The organism is Skermanella mucosa (genome assembly GCF_016765655.2).
Classification (GTDB): domain Bacteria; phylum Pseudomonadota; class Alphaproteobacteria; order Azospirillales; family Azospirillaceae; genus Skermanella; species Skermanella mucosa.
On sequence record NZ_CP086106.1, the window covers coordinates 2,608,034 to 2,621,392 of the forward strand.

At 65.8% G+C, this 13,359-nt stretch carries 13 protein-coding genes and 1 tRNA gene; 8 read left to right on the forward strand and 6 right to left on the reverse strand.

The genetic code is table 11. From position 1 onward, the window contains the following. The first annotated feature begins 45 nt into the window (after nt 1-45). From JL100_RS11830 to JL100_RS11840, 3 genes are all read left to right on the forward strand, one after another. Nucleotides 46-122, forward strand: a tRNA-Ile gene (locus JL100_RS11830). Nucleotides 123-212: 90 nt separating this feature from the next. Beyond that, on the forward strand, nt 213-482 hold the full coding sequence (locus JL100_RS11835) for a hypothetical protein (protein WP_202679664.1): 270 nt from the start codon (nt 213-215) through the stop codon (nt 480-482). Nucleotides 483-548: 66 nt separating this feature from the next. Further along, complete coding sequence (locus tag JL100_RS11840) at nt 549-965, forward strand: SufE family protein (protein ID WP_202679663.1); 417 nt, start codon at nt 549-551, stop codon at nt 963-965. A 9-nt stretch (nt 966-974) separates the two neighbouring features. Here JL100_RS11840 and JL100_RS11845 read toward each other — a convergent pair whose 3' ends face one another. Genes JL100_RS11845 through gloB form a run of 3 tightly spaced genes read right to left on the reverse strand, consistent with a single transcriptional unit; the run spans nt 975 to nt 2,861 of the window. Beyond that, nucleotides 975-1,433 (reverse strand): cupin domain-containing protein, encoded by a 459-nt coding sequence (locus JL100_RS11845; RefSeq protein ID WP_202679662.1) that lies wholly within the window; start codon nt 1,431-1,433, stop codon nt 975-977. 9 nt (nt 1,434-1,442) lie between these two features. Further along, nucleotides 1,443-2,069 (reverse strand): glutathione S-transferase N-terminal domain-containing protein, encoded by a 627-nt coding sequence (locus tag JL100_RS11850; RefSeq protein WP_323378499.1) that lies wholly within the window; start codon nt 2,067-2,069, stop codon nt 1,443-1,445. Nucleotides 2,070-2,099: 30 nt separating this feature from the next. Beyond that, complete coding sequence (gene gloB, locus JL100_RS11855) at nt 2,100-2,861, reverse strand: hydroxyacylglutathione hydrolase (protein WP_202679661.1); 762 nt, start codon at nt 2,859-2,861, stop codon at nt 2,100-2,102. 85 nt (nt 2,862-2,946) lie between these two features. On the opposite strand from gloB, the gene JL100_RS11860 reads away from it, so the two are divergent. Further along, nucleotides 2,947-3,798, forward strand: a complete 852-nt coding sequence (locus JL100_RS11860; RefSeq protein WP_202679660.1) for a class I SAM-dependent methyltransferase — start codon at nt 2,947-2,949, stop codon at nt 3,796-3,798. Here the strand turns inward: JL100_RS11860 and uvrA are convergent. Then, nucleotides 3,756-6,611 (reverse strand): excinuclease ABC subunit UvrA, encoded by a 2,856-nt coding sequence (uvrA, locus tag JL100_RS11865; protein WP_202679659.1) that lies wholly within the window; start codon nt 6,609-6,611, stop codon nt 3,756-3,758. The two genes, JL100_RS11860 and uvrA, sit on opposite strands and share 43 nt — an antisense overlap. A gap of 235 nt (nt 6,612-6,846) precedes the next feature. On the opposite strand from uvrA, the gene JL100_RS11870 reads away from it, so the two are divergent. From JL100_RS11870 to JL100_RS11885, 4 genes are all read left to right on the forward strand, one after another. Continuing rightward, the gene (locus JL100_RS11870; RefSeq protein WP_202679658.1) at nt 6,847-7,329 is read left to right on the forward strand and encodes a single-stranded DNA-binding protein; all 483 of its coding nucleotides are present in this window, start codon (nt 6,847-6,849) and stop codon (nt 7,327-7,329) included. 156 nt (nt 7,330-7,485) lie between these two features. Next, nucleotides 7,486-8,943, forward strand: coding sequence for a hypothetical protein (locus JL100_RS11875; RefSeq protein WP_202679657.1), 1,458 nt, complete (start codon nt 7,486-7,488; stop codon nt 8,941-8,943). Nucleotides 8,944-9,057: 114 nt separating this feature from the next. Then, complete coding sequence (locus JL100_RS11880; protein WP_202679656.1) at nt 9,058-10,035, forward strand: SDR family oxidoreductase; 978 nt, start codon at nt 9,058-9,060, stop codon at nt 10,033-10,035. Nucleotides 10,036-10,146: 111 nt separating this feature from the next. Beyond that, entirely contained in the window at nt 10,147-11,010 is an 864-nt protein-coding gene (locus JL100_RS11885) for a YsnF/AvaK domain-containing protein (protein ID WP_228421214.1), read from the forward strand. Between the two features lie 25 nt (nt 11,011-11,035). Here JL100_RS11885 and JL100_RS11890 read toward each other — a convergent pair whose 3' ends face one another. Both JL100_RS11890 and JL100_RS11895 read right to left on the reverse strand, forming a co-directional pair. Further along, the gene (locus JL100_RS11890) at nt 11,036-12,445 is read right to left on the reverse strand and encodes a sensor histidine kinase (protein ID WP_202679654.1); all 1,410 of its coding nucleotides are present in this window, start codon (nt 12,443-12,445) and stop codon (nt 11,036-11,038) included. A gap of 143 nt (nt 12,446-12,588) precedes the next feature. Further along, a complete protein-coding gene (locus JL100_RS11895) occupies nt 12,589-13,305 on the reverse strand; it encodes a methyl-accepting chemotaxis protein (RefSeq protein ID WP_202679653.1) in 717 nt (238 codons plus the stop codon). Nucleotides 13,306-13,359: the final 54 nt, after the last annotated feature.

The following is a 13,359-nucleotide window of genomic DNA, read 5'->3' on the forward strand; positions in this document are numbered from 1 at the left end:
GTTGCTTTAAGGCGTTTTCGGCGGCACATTCTCGTGCCTCGCGTCGGGCGTGTAGCTCAACTGGTTAGAGCTGGCCGCTCATAACGGTCTGGTTATCGGTTCAAGTCCGGTCACGCCCACCATTCCCCGCCGCCTTCCTCTGGTGCAAACGCTTGCAAAACTTCGGTTTTGACCGCACCTTCTTATCATGTGCTTAAGCACGCGGAGGGAGAATGGCGGAAACCATCGATCTATCCTCGTTCCGACAGGCGCGCGAAGCAGCGCCACTGGCGCGGGCCACGAACTCTTTCCTCGCCCTGGCAACCCAGACGAACCATGCCGGCCTCGATACCAGGCTGTTGCTCCAGGCCATGACCATCGCGCTGGCAAAGTTGGTCGTGGAGGCCACGGACCAGGAAGACGCCGAAAGGGTCGCCAAGCAGATCGGCGACAGCCTTCCAGCCCTGGTGGAACACCTCGTCAGGACCGACCCGACCCATTGAACGTCAGCGGGCTTGCGCCTGGGCCGGTTGGCTGATACGGACCGGTGAACGCGACCAGGAGCCGCCATGACGATCGACGAGTTGATCGAGAACTTCGAACTGTTCGACGAGTGGGAGGACAGGTACCGCTACGTCATCGACCTGGGACGCGGCCTGCCGCCGCTGGACGACCGCTATCATACCGATGCCTTCAAGGTCGAAGGCTGCATGAGCCAAGTCTGGCTGGTGCCGCTGCCGTCCGAGGAACGCCGTATGCGGTTCGCCGCCGACAGCGACAGCGCGATCGTGAAGGGACTGGCCGCGGTCCTGCTGACCGCTTATTCGGACCACACGCCGGAGGAGATCCTGGATACCGACCTGGAAGCCATCTTCGCCCGGATCGGCCTGGACCAGCATCTCAGCCCCAACCGGCGCAACGGCTTCTTCTCCATGGTCGAGACCATCAAGGCGTCCGCCAAGGCCCGGATCGCCGCCAGCGACTGACGCGCCCCGTCAGCCTTTTCCGCCGACCCGGGGCATCGGGCGCCAGTCCGGCGGAGCCAGCTCGAACCCGGCGAACTCGAAGGCCGGTGACACCGTGCAGCCGACCAGCGTCCAGGCTCCCAGCGATACCGCCGTCTGCCAGGCACCGGCGGGAACGACGGCCTGGGGGCGCTGCCCCTGGGCGAGCGCCGGTCCTAGATGCACCGCCTCGGCATCGTGGCCGTTCGGCGAGATCGTGAGGGCCAGCGGTCCTCCGGCATACCAGTGCCATATCTCCACCGCGTCGACCCGGTGCCAGGCGGAGAACTCGTCCGCCTGCAGCAGGAAATAGATGGCCGTGCAGGAGCCACGCGAACCGTCCGCCGACTTGTCCCGGAACGTCTCGACATAATGCCCGCCCTCGGGATGCGGCTGCATCCCGAGAAGCCGGATGATCTCCGCGGCGGAGAGATCGCCGATCGGCGGCACCGCGCGCCCTCAGGCCGCCGGAGGCTTGGTGGCCGCGAAGCTTTCGCGGGCGCTGGCCCCGTCGAACCAGGCGCTGAGGGTTGGCCGGCCGTGCCGCCAATCCTCGTGCCCGAAGCGGAAATCCAGGTATCCGAGCGCCGCGAGCACGGCCAGCGTCCCGATATCGGCGCGGGTGCCGAGTTGGCCGGCCTCCTTCTCCAGTTGGTCGAGGGATCGGGCCACCGCCCGGCGCTGACGCTCCATCCAGTCGGCCGAGCGGATCTGTTCCGGCCGGTTGCCCTCCAGCCGCCGCAGGATCGCGGCATCGCAGATGCCGTCGGCGAGCGCCTGGAACCGCAGAGCCGCCCAGCGCTCCGCGCCCGGCGGGGGAAACAGCCGTCCCTCGCCACCGGAAGCCAGGCTGTCCAGGTATTCGCAGATGACCGGGCTGTCGAACAGCGCGGTGCCTCCTTCGACGACCAGGGCCGGGACCTTGCCGAGCGGGTTGTCGTCCGGGAGGTCGGTCTCCGGACTCCAGGCGTCGGTCTTCTCAAGCTCGACCCTGTCAGCCAGGCCCAGTTCGTGAATCACCATCATGACCTTGCGCACATAGGGCGAGGTCGCGCTGTAGCGCAGCTTCATGTCGGGTCCTTTCAAGAATGCCCTCTTTGCTTAACGAGGCAGCTGTCAGAAATGATCCTTGCGCCGCCGGATCTCGGCGAAGACCTCTACCGGATCGGTGCCCGCGAGGCCGAGTTCGGCGGCAAGATCCGGATCGTCGGCGCGCAGGAATGGGTTGGTCGCCCGCTCGACGCCGAGGGTGGTCGGGATGGTCGGCTTGCCGGCGTCGCGCAGCACGGCGATGTCGGCCGCGCGTTCCTTGAGGGCAGGGTTGCCGGGATCGACGCTGACCGCGAAGCGGGCGTTGGACAGCGTATATTCGTGTCCGCAATAGACCCGAGTGTCGGCGGGCAGCTCCCGCAGCTTCAGCAACGAGTTCCACATCTGGGCCGGCGTCCCTTCGAACAACCGGCCGCATCCCAACGCGAACAGCGTATCGCCGCTGAACAGGGCGGACGCGTCGGGAAACCAGAAAGCGACATGGCCGCTGGTGTGGCCCGGCGTCTCGAAGACGCGGACTTCGTGCGAGCCGAAATGGTAGGTGTCCTCGTCGGCGACGACCACGTCCAGTTCGGGAATGCGGCCGCGGTCGGCTGCGGGTCCGATGATGGTACAGCCGAAGCGCTGCTTCAACACGCCGTTGCCGCCGATATGGTCGGCATGATGATGGGTGTTGAAGATGTGCGTCGGACACCAACCTGTTCTATCCAGGGCGGCGAGCACGGGTCCGGGATCGCCGGGATCTACGATGCCGACGGCATCGCTCTGGGGATCCTTGAAGAGGTAGACGTAGTTGTCGCTGAGCGTTGGGATGAGCTGGATATCCATGACGAAGAGGTTACCCCATGGCCGTGGGTCAGGCAAAGCCCCGGGCATGACCCCGGCTGTTGTTTCGTGTTAGACTCTGGACACAATGTATACCGACGCCATTGATCTGCGCGAGTTTTACGAGAGCAGCCTGGGACAGGTCGCCCGGCGGATGATCCGTCGTCGTGTCCGCGAGCTGTGGCCGGATGTCCGCGGCCAAGTGGTTCTGGGCGTTGGCTATGCCGCCCCGTACCTGCGCCCCTTCCGGGACGAGGCGGAGCGCACCATAGCACTGATGCCGGCGTCGCAGGGTGTCGTCTATTGGCCGGCCGAGGGTCCGGGATTGTCCGCGCTGGCGGACGAGGCGGAACTGCCGCTGCCCGACATGTCGGTCGACCGGGTGCTGCTGGTCCATGGCCTGGAATGTACCGAGCAGCTTCGTCCGATGATGCGCGAGATCTGGCGCGTCATGGCGGGCGGCGGGCGGCTGCTGGTGGTGGCGCCGAATCGGCGCGGCATTTGGGCGCGGATCGACCGCACGCCGTTCGGACACGGCAGCCCCTATTCGCCGTCCCAGCTGAAGCACGTGCTCCGGGAGAACATGTTCGTTCCGGAACGCTCGGCCCGTGCCCTGTTCATCCCGCCGATTCGCTCCCGCTTCCTGCTCGGGTCTGCGCCGGCTTGGGAGGAGGTCGGCGAGCGCTGGTTCAAAGCTTTCGCCGGCGTCTATCTGCTGGAGGCGAGCAAGCAGATCTATGCGGGCGTGTCGCGCAAGGTGGTCCGTCCGAAGAAGCGCCGCCTGATGGTGCCGATCCCCTCCGGCGCCGGCATGCCGGGCGCCGCCGGCGCCGCCCATGTCGAGCATGTGGACGGCGTGCCGACGGCGGCCTGCGAGGAGGCGGACGAAACGACCGACTATGCCGACTTCCGCGACTTGCCAACCGGCGTCGGCAGGTAGGGCGCCAGATAGCGGCCGGTGTAGCTGCGTTCCTCCCGGACGACCTTTTCGGGAGGGCCCTCGGCGACGATGTCGCCGCCGCCAGTGCCGCCTTCCGGGCCGAGATCTATGATCCAGTCCGCGGTCTTGATGACCTCCAGGTTATGCTCGATCACCACGACGGTGTTGCCCTGGTCCACCAGGGCATGGAGCACCTCCAGGAGCTTCCGCACGTCCTCGAAATGCAGGCCGGTCGTCGGCTCGTCGAGGATGTAGAGGGTGCGGCCGGTGGCGCGGCGGCTCAGTTCCTTGGCGAGCTTGACCCGCTGGGCCTCGCCGCCCGACAGCGTGGTCGCCGCCTGCCCGACATGGATGTAGCCCAGGCCGACCCGTTCAAGCGTCTGCATCTTGTCGCGGATCGACGGAACCGCCTTGAAGAACTCGGCGCCTTCCTCCACCGTCATGTCCAGGACATCGGCGATGCTCTTGTCGCGGTACAGGATTTCCAGCGTCTCGCGGTTGTACCGCTTGCCGTGGCAGACATCGCAGGTGACATAGACGTCGGGCAGGAAGTGCATCTCGATCTTCAGCACCCCGTCACCCTGGCAGGCCTCGCACCGGCCGCCCTTGACGTTGAACGAGAATCGGCCGGGTCCATAGCCGCGGGCCTTAGCTTCCGGCAACCCGGCGAACCAGTCGCGGATCGGCGTGAAGGCACCGGTATATGTGGCCGGGTTGGACCGCGGCGTCCGGCCGATCGGCGACTGGTCGATGTCGATCACCTTGTCCAGGTGCTCTATGCCGTTGATCGCGTCATGCTCCGCCGGATGCTCCCGCGCGCCGTTGAGTTTGCGGGCGAGCGACTTGTAGAGGGTCTCGATCACCAGCGTGCTCTTGCCGCCTCCCGAGACGCCGGTGACGCAGGTGAAGGTGCCGAGCGGGATCTTCGTGGAAATATCGCGCAAGTTGTTCGACCGTGCGCCGACGACCTCCAGGAATTGGCCCTTGTGGCCTTTGCGCCGCTGGGCCGGTACAGGAACCGACCTGCGACCGGTCAGGTAGTCGGCGGTGATGCTGTCCGGGTTCTGCATCACCTCCTCCGGCGTGCCGGCGGCGATCACCTGGCCGCCATGGACGCCGGCGGCCGGCCCCATGTCCACCAGGTAGTCGGCGGCCCGGATCGCGTCCTCGTCGTGCTCGACCACGATCACCGTGTTGCCGATGTCGCGGAGCCGCCGCAAAGTCTCCAGCAGGCGGTCGTTGTCGCGCTGGTGCAGCCCGATCGAGGGCTCGTCGAGCACATAGAGCACGCCGGTCAATCCCGAGCCGATCTGGGAGGCGAGCCGGATGCGCTGACTCTCGCCGCCCGACAGCGAGCCGGAGTTGCGGCTGAGCGTCAGGTAGTCGAGACCGACATTGTTGAGGAAGCCCAGCCGCTCGTTGATCTCCTTCAGGATGCGGTAGGCGATCTCCTGGTCCTTGGGCCGGAGATGCTGGTTCAACTCGCCGAACCACTCGCCGGCCTTCAGGATCGACATCTCGGTGACCTGGCTGATGTGCAGGCCGCGGATCTTGACGGCCAGCGCCTCCGGCTTCAGGCGGGCGCCCTTGCAGGCCTCGCAAGGCTGGCTGGACTGGTACTTGCCCAGCTCCTCCTTGACCCAGGCGCTCTCCGTCTCGCGCCAGCGCCGTTCGAGGTTGTTGACGATCCCCTCGAAGGCCTTGTTGGTCTCGTAGCTGCGCAGGCCGTCGTCATAGCGCATGGTGACCGGCTTGCCGCCGGAGCCGTAGAGGATGGCATGCCGGACATCCTCCGGCAGGTCCTTCCACGGCTTCGTGGTCGCGACCTTGTAGTGGCGCGCCAAGCTTTCCAGCGTCTGGGCGTAGTACTGCGAGGTCGAGTTGGCCCAGGGGGCTATGGCGCCCTTGTCGAGCGACAGGTCCTCGTTCGGCACGACCATCAGCGGATCGAAATACAGCTTCTCGCCCAGGCCGTCGCACGATGGGCAGGCGCCGAACGGGTTGTTGAACGAGAACAGCCGGGGTTCAATCTCCGGGATCGTGAAGCCGCTCTCGGGACAGGCGAACTTGGCGGAGAAGGTGGTCCGCTCGCCGCCGTCCGCGTTCTCCGCGAAGGCGAGGCCGTCGGCCAAGCCCAGGGCCTGTTCCAGCGAATCGGCGATCCGGTTGCCCAGCCCCTCGCGCACGACGATCCGGTCGACGACCACCTCGATGTCGTGCTTCAGCTTCTTGTTAAGGGCGGGGGCCTCGTCGATCTCGTACAGTTCCCCGTCGATCTTGACGCGCTGGTAGCCGCGCTTGGACAGGTCCTGGAGTTCCTTGCGGTACTCGCCCTTGCGCCCGCGCACGATCGGGGCGAGCAGCAGCAGGCGGGTGCCCTCCGGCATGTCCATGATCCGGTCGACCATCTGGCTGACCGTCTGGCTCTCGATCGGCAGGCCCGTCGCGGGCGAGTAGGGGACGCCGACCCGAGCGAACAGCAGCCGCATATAGTCGTAGATCTCCGTCACGGTACCGACGGTGGAGCGCGGATTCCGCGACGTGGTCTTCTGCTCGATCGAGATCGCGGGCGACAGCCCCTCGATCGAGTCCACGTCCGGCTTCTGCATCAATTCCAGGAACTGGCGCGCGTAGGCCGACAGGCTCTCGACATAGCGTCGCTGCCCCTCGGCGTAGATGGTGTCGAACGCCAGCGAGGACTTGCCGGACCCGCTCAGGCCAGTGATCACCACCAGCTTGTCGCGCGGCAGATCCACGTCGATGTTCTTCAAATTATGTTCCCGCGCGCCGCGGACCGTGATAGATTTGTTCATGAGATGTTCTTACCAGGAAGACCGGTAGAGGGGAAGCGACAAACCACAGACATATGAGCGATGCGGGATGGAATTGCGACTCCCGGCTCGGCAGATCTGTGGTGCGAATCGTGGGACACGAGAGTCGCGGCACCGGGCCGTGACGGCGTAGCCAAGGGCAGCCGTTGCGTTCCGGACCTCTCCCGCCTACGGTAGGCATCATCGCGCCACCGGCGGATCAGGAGTTAGAGAGACCATGAACGTATGGACATTCAGCGGCCGCGTCGGCGCCGATGCGGAATTGAGGACCACCCAGAGCGGCGAGAAGGTGCTGAGCTTCCGGGTGGCCAACGACGTCGGGTTCGGTGACCGCAAGACAACCCAGTGGGTCGACTGCTCCATGTGGGGCAGGCGGGCCGAATCGGTCGCCAACTATGTCAAGAAGGGCGACAAGGTCGTGGTCAGCGGCGAGCTGAAGCTGGAGGAATTCCAGCGCCGCGACGGCACCCCCGGTTCCAAGCTGAGCGTCCGCGTCGCCGAGATGGATCTCGGCAGCAAGCAGGGTGAAGGCGGCGGAGGCGGCTACGAGGGTGGCGGCGGGGGCGGCTACGGCAGTGGCGGTGGCGGCGGCGGTGGTTACGGCGGCGGCAGCGGCGGCGACCGGGGTGGCTCGGGCGGCGGCCGTGGCGGCAGCAAGCCGGCCTTCGACCAGGATCTGGACGACGAAATCCCGTTCTAAGCTGCCGGCTCGAACCGGCCAGAGGCAGTCTGACGCAAGTTGTATGGTTGGGGGCTTCCCTGCTTCGGCGGGGAAGCCCTTTTCATTGGTTGACGGTTGACCTGCCGCGCGGGCTATGGCTGTTACGCCGGAGTATTTCACCGCAGGAAACCAGGATTGGCCGAGAGTTCGCACCGTTATCCATTCATCCTGGCCCTTGGCCTGACTCTGGCGGCTTTCGCCTTGAACGCGGCAAGCGTCTTCCCGAACGGCTTCGTGGAGGACGACGGCTATTTCTACAGCAGGATCGCCTACAATATCGGGGTCAACCACCTCTCCAGCTTCGACGGGGTGTCGACCACCAGCGGCTATCACCTGCTCTGGGGATGGCTGCTCGCCGGGATAAGCTGGATCATCGGCTTCGTCACGCCGGCGGTCCCGGTTCACCTGTTCGCCCATCTCGCGGCCTTCTACAGCCTGATCCTGCGGGCGAGCTGGGAGGCCACCCGCCGGCCGGTGGCTGCTGTCGCGGTGGCCGCGTTGCTGTTGACCTCCAGCGGGCTGATGGAAACCGGGCTGCTGGCGCTGCTCCTCGCGATCCTCTTCCGGTCCTTCCTGGCCCGGGACGACGAGCGGCCCGCGGTCCCGATGATCCTGGCGGCCGGCCTCGTTCCGCTCGTCCGGATCGACTCCGCCATCATCGTCGCAATCCTGGTCCTGTATCTGCTGATCCGCCGGCGGCGGGCAGGCGTCGTCCTGGCCGCCGCGCTCGCGGCCGGGTGCTTCGCGCAGATCGCGCTTATGAAGGCGGTGTTTGGCGAGTTTTATTCCGTGTCGTCCTTCCTGAAAGTCAGTGCGGACGTTCATGGTTCCGGCCTCGTCGCCCATCTCAGGGACAACATCTTCGCGTCCTCCGGACAACTGGCGCGCTTCGGCTGCATGGCACTGCTGCTCGTCTGTTGTCTGGCCACCATCGTGGGCGCCGAGACCCGTGAACAGATGCTGCGACGGGCGACCGTCGTGGCTTCGGTCCTTGCGTTCTTCACACCGCTGCTCGTCCTCGTCAATGTACGAAGCTGGTACTTCGTCGTCCCGTTCCTCGGCCTCGCCACAGTAGCCTGCCAGCCGTTCCGGACGGGCCGGAGCCGCTCCGTCGCCCCCCGCCGCGACCTCGCGCTGGGATTGGCGGCGCTTTTCCTGGCGCTGAACCTTGCCGGCCGCGTCCACTACTACGCCGGTTTCCGGGCCGACCAACTTGCCAGCGCGGAGCTGATCCGCACCATACATCTTTCGGTCCCAGCCTCCGCCCGGATGTACCAGATCGACGGCAGCGGGTTCGTCGGCTATTTCGCCGACCGGACCCTGATCAACGGCGACGGGCTGGTGAACAGTTACGACTACGCCCGACGGCTTCGAGCCAACGCCCTAGGTGGATACCTGGCGGAGATGGGCGTCTGCTACGTCGTGACCAACGTTGCGGAACCGCCGGTCGGCCCGGATGCCGCCATCGTCGAGATCGGCGGGCTGGTAGTCAGGCGGGGGGAGGTCGACCACGTCTATTCGCGACCGGACCGGAACGTGAATCCCTACGCCAGGTTCAACATGTATCGCCTCCGGCGCGCCGATTGCCTGTGACCGCGACACTCGGAACCAAGCACTGGAAGCCCTGTTGTCGGTCCCATGCTGCATTGCGGCACGGACAGTGGCGATGCGCCACCCGACAACCGACAACATCGAAGGGGTTCTCAGATGCCTCCACATCCTGACCATCCCGTGGTCGTGATCACCGGAGCTTCGAGCGGTATTGGACGCGCGACGGCCCACGCTTTCGCCCGGAAGGGAGCTACGGTGGTCCTCGCCGCCCGGCGGGCGGAAATGCTGCGCGAGGTGGAGCGCGAATGTCTCGACCTTGGTGGCCGGGCGCTGGCGGTGCCGACCGACACGACCCGGGAGGACCAGGTCGAGAGGTTGGCTGCGATGGCCCTGGAGCATTTCGGCCGGATCGACGTCTGGTTCAACAATGCCGGGGTCGGCGTCTTCGGCCGCTTCGAGGATATTCCGTCAGACGCCTGGCGCCGGGTCATAGAGACGAACCTGTTCGGCTATGTCCATGGCGCCAAGGCGGCCATGCGCCAGTTCCGCGCCCAGGGCCACGGCGTAATGATCAACAACGCCTCCATCGTGGGCCGTCTCGCGAAGCCGGACTCCACGGCCTACGCCACCAGCAAGTTCGCGGTCAGGGGCTTCTCCGAAGCCTTGAGGCAGGAAGTGCTGGACCAGCGCGATATTCATATCTGCACCATCCTGCCGTCGGTGATCGACACGCCGTTCTTCCATCATGCCGCCAATTTCAGCCATCACCGCGTGCGCGCCGCTCCGCCGGTCTACACGCCCGAGAAAGTGGCCCGGACGGTGGTCGGTCTGGTCGATCATCCGCGTGCCGAAGTGATCATCGGCGGGATCGGCAAGGTCGCCGCGATCCAGAAGCGGCTCGCCCCCTCGCTGATGACCCGGATCAACGGCCGTGCGCTGAACTACGGCTTCCTGGCCGACGAGCCGAGCGACGAGACCACCGGAACGCTGTTCGAACCGATGCGGGACGGGCAGGGCGTCCATGGCGGCTGGAGAAAGGGTTACAACAATGGCGGCGTTCCGCTGGCGGCGCTGACCCTGCTGGCGCTTCCCGCCGCAATCGCGTTCCTGCTGCGCGCCCGCCGGGCCTACTGAGGGCCGGCGTTCCGACATTAATTCAAGCAATCTCGACGTGTGCTGGAGACGATCGGGCGGTTGCTGCTGTTGACGGTCCATCGATGCCCCGGTCCGCTACCGGACCGGGGCATGGCAGGCATTCAACAGATTGTTAAAGAGGACGCTGAAATGGCTCAGTATACCATCGTGACCATGTTCCGGGATCGGGACGTCATCGGAACCGTCCAGCAGGAACTGCGCAATTCGGGCGTGGACCTGCACGACGGGCAGATGCTTGACCGCGATCAGGGCGACGTGGAAGGCGAACTGGTTCGCCGCCACGTCGATGGTGACGACATTCGCCATTACATGCGCGGCGTGGAGAAGGGATATCCGCTCCTGGTGGGGACCGTGGACGAGGCCAACCTGCAGCGGACCGTGGACATCCTGGATAATCATGGCCCGGTCGACATGCGTGACGGCGCGGATCTGGACTCCGGTGCCGCTGATCTGACGACGGACCAATCCGCCGGCACCGGACTTTCGGCTGCGGCAACCGGCCTGCGGGACGTCAACGAGACCGACGACATGGATCGCCGGACTGGCACCGCGGAGCAGGAGGAAGTGATTCCGATCGCCGAGGAGGAACTGCGTGTCGGCAAGCGGGCGGTCGAGCGCGGCGGCGTCCGGGTTCGCAGCTACGTGGTCGAGACCCCGGTTGAGGAATCGGTCAGGCTGCGCGACGAAACCGTCCATGTGGACCGCCGCAAGGTAGACCCGAACCGCCAGGCGACCGACGCCGACTTCAAGGAGCGGGTCGTCGAATTGCACGAGACCGATGAGGAAGCGGTCGTCAGCAAGCAGACCCATGTCACCGGGGAAGTGGTCGTCCGCAAAGACGTCGAAGAGCGGGAACAGACCATCTCCGACACCGTACGCCACACCGAAGTCGACGTCGACAAGGGGGCTGCCGGTCTGGACCGTACCAATCTCGACAAGGGACCTGTTCGCTAAGGATCTTTAGACCAGGGTTGTCTGCTTACGGCGGAGGCTTCGGCGCCTCCGCCGTACCCAGTGGGACCGTGATCGCGAACATCGATCCATGGTCGGGTCGGGAGCAGACCGTCACTGGGTGGTCGAGCAGGGCCGCCGTTCGACGGACGATCGAGAGGCCGAGGCCGACGCCGCGGAAATCCGTTTGTTCCACTTGGTCGATGCGCCTGAACTCCTCGAAGATGTCGTCCAAGCGGTCGGCGGGAATGCCGATGCCGGTATCCCATACCTCGATGCGGATGTGCACGCCGCGCCGTCGGCAGCCGAGCAGGATCTTTCCTTCGGCGGTATAGCGCACGGCGTTCGCCAGCAGGTTGGCGATGATCTGGTGTAGCAGCACCGGATCGCTCAGGACCGTGCCGTCGCAGTGGCGAACCGTAAGCGTGAGGCCGCGATTTCCGGCGAGGGGACGGAACTCGTCGCCCAACTCCTCCAGCAGATCGTCCACGGAGAAGCTCTCGAGCCGGACCTGGACCGTCCCGGTCTCCAATCTGGACAGGTCGAGCAGTCCGGCCAGCATCCGTTCGCCGGATATGTGAGCTTTCATCAGGTTGCGCACCAACTCATGGTTGGACGTTCCAGCGAGCCGCGTATCGAGCAGGTCGATGAACAGCCGCATGGCCTGGAGCGGCTGTCCCATGTCATGGCTGGCCGCGGCGAGAAACCGGGTCTTGGCTAGGTTGGCGCGGTCGGCCTCGTCGCGCGCGATCCTGAGGTCCGCCGTGCGCTGTTCCACCTGCCGTTCCAGGTTGTCCAGCACGGTGGAAAGCTCTTCGGCGAGTTGGATCTTGTCGAGCTTCAACAGCAGCATCTCGCGTATCCACCCGTTCAGCTTCCACGCTGCGGTCCACAGGCCGCCGGTGAAAACTATGCCCAGCACTGCCATGCCAAGATAAACAGGGCTGCCTTCCAGGCCCAGGCGGACGACCAGAGGCAGCATGCAAGGCGCCAGGAATGCCGTCACGACCGGCATCAGCGGCGACAGCGTGGCGACCGATCCGGCGGCCATGCCGCCCAGCACGAAGGCGACGAACATGCGGTAGATCAGGGGATCGGGCATGAGCAGGACCAGCCCGATGCCCCAGATGAGACCCGACACGCCGGACGCCAAGGTGAGCTTGGCGACCATGCGGTCGGGGTCGAGGCGCCTGCTCGGACTGCCGCTCAGCCATTTCAACTGCACGAAACGGATCGCGGTCAGCCCGATCAGCAGTCCCGCCCAGAGAATGGCATGGTTGATCCGCACGACCGGGGCGAGGACCATCACGGTCAGGACGGGATTGGCCAGGTTCGCGACCAGAACCAGGGGAAGTTGCTTTACGACCAGCGAAACCTGCTCGCTACGGACATCGGAAGGCCGGCTCCTCCGGTCCGCGCCCCCATTGGCCTGTCCCATTGCGCCGCTGCCCCGCTCGTGACATCGGCACGTATCATACAATGCCGCATTATTGCCGGGATCTGATTTTTTAACAGAATCCGATCATCGCTGAAATCGCTCGGGCTTGCGGTCGAGAACACGCTGTACGGGGGAGGATCCCGTCACGGCGGAGATTGCTCGGTCGCAGTCGTCGGAGCCGCGCGCCGGCCGGTCCATTCCGCCAAGCAAACCACCTTGCGGCCCCCGTCGGGCAGGATGCCCTCCACCATATCCTCCATGCCGGAGACGACCGCGCCGACTTCGTCCACGGTCTCCGAAACGCTCGTGGCCAGTTCGTTTATGTCCCTTATGTGGTCGCCGATCTCGGCCATGGATTTCCCGGTTTCGCCGGCGATGGTCCGGGCCGCCGTGGCCGCGGTCGCGAAACCCTTGCCGGACTGGGCGAAGCGGACGGTCGCGATCATGCTGTCGAGGGCCAGCAGGTTGGTTCGCGCCGCGATGTCCTGGGTCGCCTGGGTCGCCTTTGCGATCCGACAAAGGCTGCTGTTCAGGGCCCGGAGCGTGTTTCTGACCCGCTCCCGGAGGTCGCTGATACGGCCGAGGGCCGGTGTGACCGAGGCGATGGAGGCCGGTCCCGCCGGACCTGGCGGCTGGGCGGCTTCGGCCAGGGACGCCGGCCGGCCGAACCTCCGGTGGTGGACAATCCGGGCGGAGAAAAAGCCGATGCATGCCAGGACGGCCGTGCCGCCGAGCCATGCGGAGGCCGCCGTCCCGTAAGGCACTTCGCCGACGACCAGGACGCCGCCGAAGACCAGCCAGGCGGCGCTCCAGACCAACAGTTGCCCCCAAGTCGCCCCGAAGGCGCCGTTCTTGCGCATCGCGATCCTCCGTCCTTCGGTATCAGGCGCCGCGAGGTAAGCGCCGCCCGATCC

Bases quoted from the DNA above. Each gene is read 5' to 3' on its own strand.
- JL100_RS11835 (WP_202679664.1), top strand. From the start codon at position 213: ATGGCGGAAACCATCGATCTATCCTCGTTCCGACAGGCGCGCGAAGCA.
- JL100_RS11840 (WP_202679663.1), top strand. From the start codon at position 549: ATGACGATCGACGAGTTGATCGAGAACTTCGAACTGTTCGACGAGTGG.
- gloB (WP_202679661.1), bottom strand. From the start codon at position 2,861: ATGGATATCCAGCTCATCCCAACGCTCAGCGACAACTACGTCTACCTC.
- JL100_RS11860 (WP_202679660.1), top strand. From the start codon at position 2,947: ATGTATACCGACGCCATTGATCTGCGCGAGTTTTACGAGAGCAGCCTG.
- uvrA (WP_202679659.1), bottom strand. From the start codon at position 6,611: ATGAACAAATCTATCACGGTCCGCGGCGCGCGGGAACATAATTTGAAG.
- JL100_RS11870 (WP_202679658.1), top strand. From the start codon at position 6,847: ATGAACGTATGGACATTCAGCGGCCGCGTCGGCGCCGATGCGGAATTG.
- JL100_RS11880 (WP_202679656.1), top strand. From the start codon at position 9,058: ATGCCTCCACATCCTGACCATCCCGTGGTCGTGATCACCGGAGCTTCG.
- JL100_RS11885 (WP_228421214.1), top strand. From the start codon at position 10,147: ATGGCAGGCATTCAACAGATTGTTAAAGAGGACGCTGAAATGGCTCAG.
- JL100_RS11890 (WP_202679654.1), bottom strand. From the start codon at position 12,445: ATGGGACAGGCCAATGGGGGCGCGGACCGGAGGAGCCGGCCTTCCGAT.
- JL100_RS11895 (WP_202679653.1), bottom strand. From the start codon at position 13,305: ATGCGCAAGAACGGCGCCTTCGGGGCGACTTGGGGGCAACTGTTGGTC.